Origin of the sequence: Microbulbifer magnicolonia (genome assembly GCF_035117725.1) — a bacterium.
In the GTDB taxonomy this organism is placed as follows: Bacteria; Pseudomonadota; Gammaproteobacteria; order Pseudomonadales; family Cellvibrionaceae; genus Microbulbifer; species Microbulbifer magnicolonia.
The window spans coordinates 945221-958303 of the sequence record NZ_JAYEFD010000001.1; the positions used below are offsets into that span (position 1 = coordinate 945221).

7 protein-coding genes are annotated in these 13083 nt (G+C 59.9%); 4 read left to right on the forward strand and 3 right to left on the reverse strand.

Annotation, left to right across the window (positions count from 1 at the left end):
• Positions 1-80 precede the first annotated feature (80 nt).
• Both RRF64_RS04185 and RRF64_RS04190 read right to left on the reverse strand, forming a co-directional pair.
• The gene (locus tag RRF64_RS04185; protein ID WP_323844566.1) at positions 81-1760 is read right to left on the reverse strand and encodes an NAD-dependent malic enzyme; all 1680 of its coding nucleotides are present in this window, start codon (positions 1758-1760) and stop codon (positions 81-83) included.
• Positions 1761-1895: 135 nt separating this feature from the next.
• Complete coding sequence (locus RRF64_RS04190) at positions 1896-3008, reverse strand: cation diffusion facilitator family transporter (RefSeq protein ID WP_323844567.1); 1113 nt, start codon at positions 3006-3008, stop codon at positions 1896-1898.
• A 339-nt stretch (positions 3009-3347) separates the two neighbouring features.
• On the opposite strand from RRF64_RS04190, the gene RRF64_RS04195 reads away from it, so the two are divergent.
• The 4 genes from RRF64_RS04195 (at position 3348) to RRF64_RS04210 (ending at position 11364) form a co-directional block, all read left to right on the forward strand.
• Positions 3348-4946 (forward strand): DUF1254 domain-containing protein, encoded by a 1599-nt coding sequence (locus RRF64_RS04195; RefSeq protein WP_323844568.1) that lies wholly within the window; start codon positions 3348-3350, stop codon positions 4944-4946.
• Positions 4947-5003: 57 nt separating this feature from the next.
• Entirely contained in the window at positions 5004-7028 is a 2025-nt protein-coding gene (locus RRF64_RS04200) for a DUF3604 domain-containing protein (RefSeq protein WP_323844569.1), read from the forward strand.
• 31 nt (positions 7029-7059) lie between these two features.
• Positions 7060-9138 carry a DUF3604 domain-containing protein gene (locus RRF64_RS04205; protein ID WP_323844570.1) on the forward strand — a complete coding sequence of 693 codons (2079 nt, stop codon included), beginning with the start codon at positions 7060-7062 and terminating at the stop codon, positions 9136-9138.
• 429 nt (positions 9139-9567) lie between these two features.
• Positions 9568-11364, forward strand: a complete 1797-nt coding sequence (locus RRF64_RS04210) for an arylsulfatase (RefSeq protein ID WP_323844571.1) — start codon at positions 9568-9570, stop codon at positions 11362-11364.
• 105 nt (positions 11365-11469) lie between these two features.
• Here RRF64_RS04210 and RRF64_RS04215 read toward each other — a convergent pair whose 3' ends face one another.
• Complete coding sequence (locus RRF64_RS04215) at positions 11470-13023, reverse strand: arylsulfatase (protein ID WP_323845594.1); 1554 nt, start codon at positions 13021-13023, stop codon at positions 11470-11472.
• Positions 13024-13083 lie beyond the last annotated feature (60 nt).

Consider the following 13083-nt stretch of genomic DNA (forward strand, 5'->3'; position numbering starts at 1 on the left):
GGCGGAAGCCGGAGTGACGATATGCGGAAGTTCCTTAAGTGCTCGTTTCCGCCCTTCCGGACGAAATGTCTGAACCTTTTTTAGAATGAACGGCGGCGATAGGTACGGTAATTCGGCGTCCAGAAATTGCGCTCGATCGCGCGCACAAGTTTCTCTTCGTCGACGACCGGCGCCACCCCGTCCTGCTGCGCCTGCTTGCCCACCGCCAGTGCGATGTCCCGGCTGACGTCACGGATCTCCGCCAGCGGCGGCAACAGCGCCCCCTTGCCCTTCTTCACTACCGGCGCCTGCTCAGCCAGGGCATTGGAAGCCGCCATCAGCATATTGTCGGTGACCCGGTTGGCGCCGGCGGCGATGGCTCCGAGACCGATGCCCGGGAAGATATAGACGTTGTTGCACTGGGCGATCGGATAAGTCTTGCCCGCCAGCTCCACCGGTGCAAAGGGGCTGCCGGTGGCCACCAGGGCGTTGCCGTTGGTCCAGGTCAGGATTTCCTCCGGTGTCGCCTCGGCGCGCGAGGTGGGATTGGACAGCGGCATCACCAGCGGGCGCTCGCAGCCGGCGTGCAGCGCCTCGATCACCGGCTGGCTGAACAGGCTGCCCTGACCCGAGACGCCGATCAGGATGGTCGGTTTCACCTTCTCGATCAGCTGCTGCAGATTCCAGTCGGCCACGCCCTTGAGTTTGGCCGGGTCCTGGGCCAGGCTGGCCTGGAAGTCGAGCAGGTTCTTCATATCGGAAGTGATCAGCCCGTAGCGATCGAACATGAACAGGCGGCGCCGCGCCTCGGCGTCACTCAGGCCCTCGTTCACCATCGCCTTGACGATCTGTTCGGCGATGCCGCAGCCGGCCGACCCGGCGCCCACCACCACCACGCGCTGGTCGCGCAGTGTCTCCTCCCTGGTCTTGCAGGCGGCGAGAATGGTGCCGAGCGCCACCGCCGCGGTGCCCTGAATATCATCGTTGAAGCAGCAGATCTCGTCGCGGTAGCGCGCCAGCAGCGGCATGGCGTTGGTCTGGGCGAAGTCCTCGAACTGCACCAGCACCTTCGGCCAACGGCGTTTCACGGCGGCGACAAATTCGGCCACGAATTCGTCATACTCCTCCTGGGAAATGCGCTCGTGGCGCCAGCCCATATACATGGGGTCGTTCAGCAGGGTGCGGTTGTTGGTGCCCACGTCCAGCATCACCGGCAGCGTGTAAGCCGGGCTGATACCGCCGCAGGCGGTATACAGGGACAGCTTGCCGATCGGAATGCCCATGCCACCGATGCCCTGGTCGCCGAGGCCGAGAATGCGCTCGCCGTCGGTCACCACGATCACCTTCACGTTCTCCTTGGTGGCGCTGAACAGGATATCGTCCATGTACTTGCGGTCCGGGTAGGACACGAACAGGCCGCGGTGATTGCGATAGATATTGGAGAATTCCTCGCAGGCCGCACCCACCGTCGGCGTGTAGATGATCGGCAGCATCTCCTCGATATGCTGCTCGATCAGGCGGAAGAACAGCGTCTCGTTGTCGTCCTGGATCGCGCGCAGGTAGATATGCCGCTCCAGGTCGGTGCGGCACTGCTCGTACTGGTGGTAGGCGCGGCGCACCTGCTCTTCGATGGATTCCACATTGTTCGGCAGCAGGCCGACCAGGTTGAATTCGATCCGCTCTTTCAAGGTAAAGGCGCTGCCCTTGTTGAGCAGCGGCATTTCCAGCAGCGAGGGGCCGGCGTGGGGGATATATAGAGGGCGCTTGTCTTTGTTGCTCATAAACCTGCTTACATCTGCGGCGGGTGGCGAAATGGGTTGCGCGCGGAATTCGATAGTGACCGGAATTCGGGATATCAGTCAGGGAATTCCGCGCGGTGCCGGTGCGGCGAAGGCCGGAAGACTAGCGATTACCAGCTAAGATAACAAGGCTTCCGGATCGTCGAGCTGCGACGGCGCGGCTATGCTCTCCACTTCCACCGTCAGGTGGAACACCCGCGGGCAGCGCTCCTTCAGCTCTGTTTCCAGCTCGTCGATAATGCGTTCGGTGCGCTCCAACGTGGCCTGGATCACCGCGCGGGTTTCCACATACTCCCGCACCTTGTCATTCAGGCGCTCTTCCGGCACGCGTGCAAGCAGCGCTCGCTCGTGGGCGTCGATACGCGCGCGCATGTCCCCGACCAGACGCTCCTCGCGCAACTCCACCTCGGCCACCACGACAGTATGAGTCTCGTCGACGACGATGGAGCGCAGGTCGTGAAAGCGCTCTATCTCCGGGTGGGACTTGCAGATCTCCTGGAAAGCGCGCTCGACACCCGGATCGCGGATACTGGTCAGGTAGCGCATATTGATCATGCCGAGGAAGATCGCGGTCACGCCGAGCATCGCCGCGATGATGACCGAGAAACCGATATCCCAGAGCTTGTTGCCCGTCACCTGGGTCATGGCGATACCGGTGGCGGCAAGGATCACACCGGTGACGGCGATACTGTCCTCGAGCAGCACTGCGATCAGCGTGGGATCGTCGGCGTCGCGCAGGTAGCGCAGCGGATTCTTCACGCCGGCGGCACGCATGCGCAGCGCGAATTCCTTGGCCGCCACCACCAGCACATAGCCTTCCAGTACCAGTGCGATCAGCAGCACCACCACCGAGATCCATATCGGCGCTATCTCGAGGCCCAACACCGACACCGATGTCGGCCGCTCGACGATATGCAGCCGGTGCCAGGCATGCCAGGCGTGGGCCAGGCCCAGGCCGCAGCCGATGGAAAACAGCCCTATGGCACTCCACAGATTCCACAGGTATTTCTTCTGGCCGTGGCCGAAGGCGTACTCGCGGTCCGCCGGCCGCCCGCCCTTGATCAGACCGACCATCAGGAAGACCTGATTGAGCGTATCCATCAGACTGTGCACCGCCTCGTTCGTCATCGACGCCGAGTGGGTGGCCAGTGCTGCCAGTCCCTTCAGGACCGTGATGACTGCATTGACGCAGATTGCGTAGAGAACCGCTTTTTTTGAACCCTCTGCCATTAGCTTGTGCCGACTGTCCCTATCTTTCTGATTGAACTGAGTTACCCAGGTGTTGTTGCAGGTGTTGTTTCGCCCCTCGATGTCGCGCGGCTACTCGAGCGTGTCGAGGGTTCCAACGACAGTGACAAATTTGTGTTGCATTTCAATCCCCACCACATCGACTTCACTACGCTGCTTATCTTATACACAAACCGGGCGATATTCCGTGTAACTTTGCGCTTTAAACGGCAACCCGACTCCGAAAGCTTTCTATGCTTTTCGGAAGGAAAACTTCAACTCGGAGCAATTCGGAAGGAAAACTTCAACTCGGAGCAATTCAAAGTGCTGATTTTAAGGAGTATGACTCTATGGGTACTGGCGGCGGTGCTCCCCTGGGTGGCCGCGGCCCAGCCGAACCCGAAAATCCCGCCCTCCATCACCACGCCTGATAAGGCTGAGACACGTATAGGCACTCTGGAATACTGGGATGGTGTGCCGACAGTGGAGACTGCCGAGCGCGTGCGCGACACACTGGATTTCACCCGGGCATTGAACGTCTTCAACAACAGCTTTCGCGGCGCGTCTGCCTACGCCATTCGCGCGGGATTTCTCAGCATCGGCGCCAAGGACAACGACGTACTGATATTCTCCGAGCTGATGGATGCCAACTCGCTATTCCTCACCGCGAATGCAGATACCGTCTATTACCTGTCCGCGGTGGACCTGTCGAAAGGGCCAATGGTGATCGAACAGCCGCCGATGGGACTCGGGACTATCAACGATATGTGGTTCAGCTGGATCATCGATATCGGATTCCCGGGCCCCGACCGCGGCGAGGGCGGCAAATACCTGCTGGTGCCGCCGGGTTATGAGGGCCCCCTCCCCGAAGGCGGATATTACATCGCCCACTCGAAAACCAATCGCGCGCTCTATGCGTCCCGCACCTTTCTCGTCAACGACGATCCCAAGCCGGCCGTTGAAAACATTCGCAAGCACTTGAAAATCTACCCCTATACGCCGGGGGGTATCGGCACCAGTATTGCCACCGCGCTCGAAGGTGAAGTCCGCATGAGCAAAAACCCCGCCATACCGGAGACCAGATTTATCGAAGGCAGCGGCAAAGTGTTCAACACCATTCCACCGAATGACCTCAGCTTCTATGAGATGATCAATGCCAATCTGCAGAACGAGCCCGCCGACAGCTACGACGTAGAACTCGCGGGGCAACTGGCGGCAATCGGAATAGTGAAAGGCAAGCCGTTCAAGCCAGATGCCCGTATGAAACAGATCCTCACCGACGCAGCTGCGGTCGGCAATGGCGCCGGACGCGTACTCAACTGGCGCTTCGCGGTGATGCACCCGGACTGGGCCTACTACCAGGATTCCATGTGGGGCAGCATGCTATGGCAGGGCGGCGCCTTCTTTGAGACTCCGCCGCCGATCTTTACCAAAGACGGTATGTTCAAGCCCTTCCCCCCTAGCGGTGCACGCACGCTGGATTCGCGCACCGCCTTTTACTACGGCTACACCCTCGACTCGCCCGGCATGATCATGCGCATTCCCGGTGTCGGATCCCAGTACCTGATGGGGTTTCTGGACGCGGATGGTAATCCCTACGACGGCGCCAAGACTTACAGGGTGACACTACCGAAAAATATTCCCGCCGAAAAGTTCTGGTCGCTGACCCTATACGACAACCAGACCCGCTCCATGCTCGCGACACCCCAGCGATTCCCCCGTGCCGGCAGTCAGGGCTACCCCACTCCGGCTGCGAAACCGAACCGCGACGGGTCGACTACCATTTACTTCAGCCCCACTCAGCCGGACGGTGTAGAGCGCGGCAACTGGATACAGACGATGCCCGGCAGGGGCTGGTTCACGATACTGCGCCTTTACAGCCCGCTGGAGCCATTCTTTACAAAGCAGTGGCGCCCGAGTGAGATTGAACTCGTGAACTAGGCGCCGGCATTAATCGCTCCAGCGGCGCGCATAGATTGATCGAAAGGAGTCGAGATAATGTCCCGCAGTATGTTCCCCAAGTCATTGCTGATATGGTCACTGTTTGTGTTACTGAGCGCCTGCGGCGGCGACCGCGACAGCGGGAAAGGCACGACCAAGGAACCAAGGACAGCAGGCGAGCAGATTGTCGAAGAGGAATATGGAACTGCGGTTCCCGATTCGGATGATGCTTCCGTCGAAGGCAATCCCTACGCGGCCGGGGATTCCACTGCCGCCCCCCCCGGCGGTTCCGCTCGCGGTCCCGCTACCACTTCCACCGCCGGCTACCCCACCAACGTCTACTTCGGCGACACCCATGTGCACACCGGCTGGTCCGCCGATGCCGGTATGGACGGTGCTATCCTGACGCCGGAAGACGCCTATCGCTTTGCGCTGGGCCAGGAGGTGAAGTCCAACTCCGGCATCAGGGCGAAGCTGCACCGGCGCTACGACTGGTTCATGATCACAGATCACTCTGACGGCATGGGCGTGATCAATGAAATCGTCGCCGCCAACCCGGAAATGATGGCGGACGAGACACTAAAGCGCTGGCATGACGCGCTGGCCTCCGGCGACGAAAAAGCCGCGGCAGATGCCAAGAGCGAACTGATCGTCATGCAGTCGGAAGGAAAGCTGCCGAAGCTGGTCATGGACCCCAAGTGGATGAAATCCGCCTGGGAAAAGACGGTGGACGCCGCAGAGAAGTACTACAAACCCGGCGAATTCACCACCTTCATCGCCTATGAGTGGACGGTGAACGCCGGTGGCGGCGACAACCTGCACCGGAACGTAATTTTCCGCGATGGCGCCGACCGCACCCGCACCCTATTGCCCCTGACCACATTCGAGACTCAGGATCCGGAAAAGCTCTGGGCATGGATGCAGGCCTACGAGCAGAAAACCGGCGGCCGCGTACTGGCGATTCCACACAACGGTAATCTGTCCAACGGCCGCATGTTCGAAGAGCAGCGTTTCGACGGCTCGCCAATGACCAAAGAGTGGGCCGCAATGCGGGCGAAATACGAGCCTCTGTTCGAGGTCACCCAAATCAAGGGCCAGAGCGAATCCCATCCCTCCCTGTCACCCGAAGACGAGTTCGCCAACTGGGACCTGTGGGACCGCGGCAACCTGATCGTGAAGCCGAAACCGCCCGGCGCACTCAAGTACGAATACTGGCGCGAAGCGCTCAAGAACGGCATGCGCCTGCAGGACGAGCTCGGCACCAATCCCTTCCAGTACGGCGCCAATGGCGCCACCGACACCCACACCGGCCTATCCACCACCGAGGAAGACAATTTCTTCGGCAAGTTCAAGACCCTGGAACCGAGCAACAAACAGCGCTGGAAGTTCCCGTTACTGAGCGGGCCAGGCGGAGAATATATGGGCTGGGAGCAGGCGGCCTCTGGCGTGATGGGCGTCTGGGCCAAGGAGAACACCCGCGAGTCCATCTGGGATGCGATGATGCGCAAGGAAACCTTCGCCACCACCGGCCCGCGCATACAGCTGCGCTTCTTCGGCGGTTTCGGCTTCAATGAACAGGACGCAGCAGGCGATATCGCAGCAGCGGGCTACGAAAAAGGCGTACCTATGGGCGGCAAGCTTTCCGCTGCCAAACGCGGGCAGCCAATGACCTTCCTGGTTGCCGCGATGAAAGATCCGCAGGGTGCCAACCTCGACCGCGTGCAGATCGTCAAAGGCTGGGTGGACGGCAACGGTGAGACTCACGAAAAGATTTACAACGTGAAGTGGTCCGGCAATCGCAAGAAGGACGCAATGCACCATATCCAACACGTCGGTAGTACCGTCGACCTGAAGACCGCCAAGTACACCAACGATATCGGCGCGCCGCAATTGATCGGCTACTTCAAGGACGAGGAATTCAACCCCCTCCATAAAGCGGTCTACTACGTGCGCGTACTGGAAATCCCCACGCCGCGCTGGACGCTGTTCGACAAGGTCCGTTTCGGCATCGACATGGACAAGGAAGTGCCCAAGGTGCAGCAGGAACGCGCCTTCTCCAGTCCGATCTGGTATACGCCCTGAAGGCTCAGGTTATCTAGTGACAGAGGATGTCATGAATATCTTCAAAACAGGTTCGGCAACTATATCCTGTCGACACAGACTGACGGCCGGCACGGCCCTTGCGTTGGTGATACTGGCGACGGCCTGTCAGCGCGAGTCCCCACCGAAAGATGCACCGGAACCGGAAAGCAGAGCCAACAATGTCGCCGACAAGTCCAGCGAAGCACTTGTTCAGACGACAGCAGCGCAACAAGGGGGTGGCGAAAAAGGCACAGAGCATCCGGTCCAGTCCGGCGATATGGGACTGATCGACCCGAAAGCGATTATGCAAACCAGGAAACTGGGGCCCCGCAGTTTCTCGCCCTACGCCAACCGCACATTCCCCAGCCGCGCGCTCTGGGGAGACCAGCATTTGCATACCTCCTGGTCCTTCGACGCGGGTTTTCTGGCCACGATTACCCCCGGTGACGCCCTGCGCTTTGCCCGCGGGGAACAGCTCAAGTCGACCTTTGGCGTACCTGTGCGACTGTCGCGGCCACTGGACTGGGTGGTGATGACGGACCACTCCGACTCCCTTGGTGTCACGGCAGAGATTAGAAAGGGCAATCCGGAGTATATGCAGGAGCCGACCCTAAAACAGTGGAACCAAGCCATGAATGGCGACCCGCAGGATTCGGTGGCCGCCGCCATGGAAGCCATCGCGGCGCAGAGCAAAGGCACCCTGCCGGATATTCTCAAAAATCCCAAAACATTGCAGAGCAACTGGGAAAAATATACAGAGATCATCGAAAAATATAATGAGCCCGGACGATTTACTGCATTTATCGGTTACGAGTGGACACCGAATCCCGGCCCCGGCAACAACCTGCACCGCAATCTCGTCTACCGCGACGGGCGCGACAAGGCGATTCAACAGACGCCACTCACAACCTACGAAACGGTAAACCCTGAAGATCTCTGGAAGTGGATGGCACGCTACGAGGAGACGAGCGGCGGCAGGATTCTCGCCATTCCCCACAACGGCAATCTCTCCAACGGTTTGATGTTCGCCATGGAGACCTATACCGGCCAACCACTGACGAAAGCCTACGCACTGGAGCGGCAAAAACGGGAACCCCTGTACGAGGTCACGCAGATCAAGGGCGATGGCGAGACCCACCCCGCCCTCTCTCCCAACGATGAGTTCGCAGACTTCGAGAGCTGGGACAAGGGCAACCTGAACCTGCTGCCGAAGAAACCGGAGATGCTGCAATTTGAATACGCCCGCGAGGCGCTCAAAAACGGACTGCTGCTGGAGCGGGAGCTGGGCGCAAATCCGTTCAAGTTCGGCCTGGCCGCCGGCACCGATTCCCATACCGGCCTCACCACCGGCGCAGAGGACAATTTCTTCGGCAAACACCCGGGGGTAGAGCCCGGACCCGAGCGGTACAAGCATGTCACCCTGTCTTTTGAAGGGCGCGAAGTCCTCGGCTGGGAGATGAGTGCCGCCGGCTATACGGCCGTCTGGGCCACAGAAAATAGCCGCGAGGCCATCTGGGATGCGATGGCGCGCCGTGAAACCTATGCCAGTACCGGCCCGCGCATGCTGGTGCGCTTCTTCGGCGGCTGGGACTTTACCGAGGAAGACGCCGGCGCCCGCGACCCGGCCTGGATCGGCTACGACAAAGGCGTCCCCATGGGCGGCGACCTGAGCAAAGCCCCGCAGGGCAAGAGCCCCACCTTCCTCGTCGCCGCCCTGCGCGACCCCATCGGTGCCAACCTGGACCGGATCCAGATCATCAAGGGCTGGCTCGACCAGGACGGCAAGAAGCAGGAGAAGGTCTACGACGTCGTCTGGTCCGGCGACCGCAAGGCCGGTGCCGATGGCAAACTGCCTCCGGTGGGCAACACCGTCGATGTAGAGAAGGCGGTCTGGTACAACACCATCGGCGCACCGGAATTGATCAGCGTATGGAAGGACCCGGACTTCGACCCCGGCGAAAGGGCCTTCTACTACGCCCGCATCATCGAAATCCCGACTCCGCGCTGGACCGCCTACGAGGCCAAGCGCTTCAACATCAAGATGCCGGACGAAGTGCCCATGATTACCCAGGAGCGCGCCTATACGTCACCGATCTGGTACACGCCCTAGATGGTGCCACTGGCCAGCGATTGAGTGACGCGCGACACCCCTATGCTATTACTTACTCAAGTTTCGGAGTTCGCAGGAGTTGCCAGGCCGGAAGGGAAGTGCCTTCGAGCGGCCCTGCTACCGGTGGCCACCTGGCAAAAAACCGCATCGGTAAATATTTGCCAGGTGGCCACCGGTAGCAGGGCCTCGCACTGTGCCAAGCGGGTTCTTCCTGCCCTCGATGTGAACGCCGAAACTTGAGTTACTTACTACCGGATCGAAAGGAAAGCATACCCCTCTCCCGGAACACGCTGTGAATACATCCCTGGACGCTCGTCATCGGCATCCATGCCTCATAGGGTCCCGGGAGCGGGGTATGCTTCCATTCCGCCTTACTGGTATGGAATCCAAAAAGGATCGCCTTTAGCGCTATCGAAAAAGGATTTGCCCATGCGCCACTTTTATGCGGCTCTCCTGCTGTCGGTTTTCCTGGCCGCCTGCGGCGACAGCAATGATGCCGCGGCCAGGAAGCAGGACAGCGCGGCTACTGGCGAAACTGCGTCGGCGGAGCCCATCTCACCAATGCAGGACACGCCGCCAGCGCCGACACCATCGACGACTTCGCAATCACCGCTAGCGCAAATGGCGACCCAGCCCGCCCCCGCTCCGGCCACAATCGCCGGCACCAAGCCCAATATCCTGCTGATCGTCTCCGACGATACCGGCGTGGGCGACCTGGGGCCCTATGGTGGTGGTGAGGGGCGCGGTATGCCGACTCCCAATATCGACCGCATGGCCGCCGAAGGCATGACCTTCTTTTCCTTCTATGCCCAGCCCAGCTGTACACCGGGGCGCGCGGCGATCCAGACGGGTCGCATTCCGAACCGCAGCGGCATGACCACCGTGGCCTTCCAGGGCCAGGGCGGCGGCCTGCCGAAAGCAGAGTGGACTCTGGGATCGGTGCTCAAAAAGGCGGGCTATGAAACCTACTTCACCGGCAAATGGCACCTCGGCGAATCCGACTATGCGCTGCCCAACGCCCAGGGCTACGACTTTATGGAACACGCCTTCCTATATCACGCCAATGCCTATACCTATGGCGACCCGACCTGGTTCCCGGATATGGATCCGAAGCTGCGCGCCATGTTCGACCGGGTGACCAAGGGCTCAATGTCCGGCAAGGCCGGTGAACCGGCCAAGCAGGACTGGAAGGTCAATGGCCAGTATGTGAATACACCGGATAAAGGCGTCGTTGGCCTGCCCTTCCTCGACGACTATATCGAAAAGGCGGGGATCAAGTTCCTGGAGCAGGCGGCGAAGGATAAAGACACACCCTTCTTTATCAATATCAATTTCATGAAGAACCACCAGCCCAACATGCCGGCACCCGAGTTCAAGCACAAATCCATGTCCAAGTCGAAGTACGCCGACGCGGTAGTGGAACTGGACACGCGCATCGGCCGCGTGCTGGCAAAACTGCGTGAACTGGGGCTCGATCGGAACACGCTGGTGTTCTACACGGTGGACAATGGCGCCTGGCAGGATGTCTTTCCCGATGCCGGCTATACCCCCTTCCGCGGCACCAAGGGCACCGTGCGCGAAGGCGGCAACCGGGTGCCGGCGATCGCGGTTTGGCCGGGCAAGATTCCGGCGAACGTGCGCAATCACGACATTCTCGGCGGCCTGGACCTGATGGCCACCTTCGCCTCCGTGGCCGGTATAAAACTGCCGGAGAAGGACCGCGCTGGCCAGCCGATTTATTTCGACAGCTACGACATGTCACCGGTACTGGCCGGTACCGGCAAGAGCTCGCGCGCCTCCTGGTTTTATTTCACCGAAGACGAACTCACGCCGGGGGCGGCCCGTGTCGGTAACTACAAGGCGGTATTCAACCTGCGCGGCGACGACGGCGCCCACACCGGCGGCCTCGCGGTGGACAGTAACCTCGGCTGGAAGGGCGCACAAAAATATGTCGCCACGGTGCCACAGGTGTTCGATCTGTGGCAGGACCCGCAGGAGCGCTACGACCTGTTTATGAATAACTTTACCGAGCGCACCTGGACCATGGTAACGATCAGCCAGGCGATCGAGGGCCTGATGAAGACCTATCTCGAGTATCCGCCGCGCAAGCTCCAGAGTGAAAGCTACAGTGGCCCAATCACGATCACCGAGTATCAGCGCTTCCAGTGGCTCCGCGAACAGCTCGAGAAGGACGGGGTCAAGATTCCCATGCCGACGGGAAACTAAATAACTCCAAATTCATTTGCATGAAGGCCCCGATTTTCGGGGCCTTCGTCTATTAAACAGCGGGCCCATCTTCATTATCAGGCTCGCTCGAATCCGCAAGCCGTACTAGTTACTGCCCGAGGCGCCCGCCTCCAGCTGTTTCTGTATCTTTTCCAGATTGAACGAGCCCGGCGTCTGGCTGGGTGGGTAGTCCTGCATAGTTTTCAGGAACTGAGCCACATATTGCTGCATTGGCACCAGTACGAAGGCCCGGTCCAGGAACCAGTCGTTGTAGGTATTCGCGTTGTGCTGGGCTCGTTCGAACGGATCGCGGCGCAGGTTGAACAGCAACGGGACACGGAGCTCGGTGAAAGGCTCGCGCCAGACTTCAAACGCCTTGCCGCGGTTCTCCAGGAAAACTGCCTTCCACGGCAGGTAGCGCATCGCCACTATCTGCCCGTCATCGTTGACATACATGAACACTTTGCGTGGCGATTCTTCCGTCTTGCCGCTGAAATAGTCCAGCATGTTATGGCCGTCGATATAGTTGCGGTATTTGCGTCCGTTCAAGCTGACGCCTTTTAGCAGTTGCTCCTTTATATTGGCATTGCCACCCACCGCCGCCAATGTCGGCAGCCAGTCCTCGTGGGACACGATACCATTGAGCGTTTTACCTGCGGGGAACTTGCCGGGCCAGCGGACGAACGCAGGAACCCGGTAGGCGCCCTCCCAGTTGGAGTTCTTCTCACTGCGGAACGGCGTGATACCGGCATCCGGCCAGGTATTGTAGTGGGGGCCGTTGTCGGTGGAATAGAACACGAGGGTATTCTTGGCGATACCCAGTTGATCCAACAGATTCAGCAGTTTGCCCACGTGCTGGTCGTGCTCGACCATACCGTCGATATACTCGTTGCTGTTGGGGCCACCGAGGTTCTTGTGTTCCTCGCGCACATGGGTGCGGAAATGCATGCGGGTGGCATTCCACCAGACAAAGAAGGGCTTGCCGGCCTTGTGCGCGCGCTGGATAAAGTCGATCGCCGCATTCAGCGTTTCTTCGTCCACCGTCTCCATGCGCTTTTTCGTCAGAGGGCCGGTATCCTCTATCTTTCCACCGGCAGTTGCACGAATCACGCCGCGGGGACCAAATTTCTTGCGAAACTCCGGGTCTTTCGGGTAGTCACGATTTTCCGGTTCCTCTTCCGCATTCAGGTGATAGAGGTTACCGAAGAACTCGTCGAAGCCGTGGTTCGTCGGCAGGTGCTCGTCGCGATCGCCCTGGTGGTTCTTGCCGAACTGGCCGGTGACATAGCCAAGGCTTTTCATCACGGTGGCGACGGTGGCATCGGTCTTCTGCCAGCCCTCCTTCGCCCCGGGCAGCCCAACTTTCGTCATTCCGGTTCTGACCGGTACGTTGCCGCCGATAAAGGCCGCGCGACCGGCGGTGCAGGACTGCTGGCCGTAGTAATCGGTAAAGGACAGTCCCTCCTTGGCGATGCGATCGATATTGGGCGTGAAATAGCCCATCAGTCCGCGGCTGTTGAAGCTGATATTGGTTATACCAATATCGTCGCCCCAGATGACGAGAATATTGGGCTTTTCCTGGGCCTGAACAACGCCCGGGTAGAGCAGTAGCAGTGACAGCGGGAGCAGCAGCAACCCGCGCAGCGAGGATAGGTACATCATTTCCTCCCGGAATTCTGCCTGCCTCAGATGTGACCTTCCGGGAGCGGCAGGCTAGCC

What these genes read in the sequence shown, in the direction of transcription:
- RRF64_RS04185 (WP_323844566.1), bottom strand. Translation starts at nt 1,760, where the DNA reads ATGAGCAACAAAGACAAGCGCCCTCTATATATCCCCCACGCCGGCCCC.
- RRF64_RS04190 (WP_323844567.1), bottom strand. Translation starts at nt 3,008, where the DNA reads ATGGCAGAGGGTTCAAAAAAAGCGGTTCTCTACGCAATCTGCGTCAAT.
- RRF64_RS04195 (WP_323844568.1), top strand. Translation starts at nt 3,348, where the DNA reads ATGACTCTATGGGTACTGGCGGCGGTGCTCCCCTGGGTGGCCGCGGCC.
- RRF64_RS04200 (WP_323844569.1), top strand. Translation starts at nt 5,004, where the DNA reads ATGTCCCGCAGTATGTTCCCCAAGTCATTGCTGATATGGTCACTGTTT.
- RRF64_RS04205 (WP_323844570.1), top strand. Translation starts at nt 7,060, where the DNA reads ATGAATATCTTCAAAACAGGTTCGGCAACTATATCCTGTCGACACAGA.
- RRF64_RS04210 (WP_323844571.1), top strand. Translation starts at nt 9,568, where the DNA reads ATGCGCCACTTTTATGCGGCTCTCCTGCTGTCGGTTTTCCTGGCCGCC.
- RRF64_RS04215 (WP_323845594.1), bottom strand. Translation starts at nt 13,023, where the DNA reads ATGTACCTATCCTCGCTGCGCGGGTTGCTGCTGCTCCCGCTGTCACTG.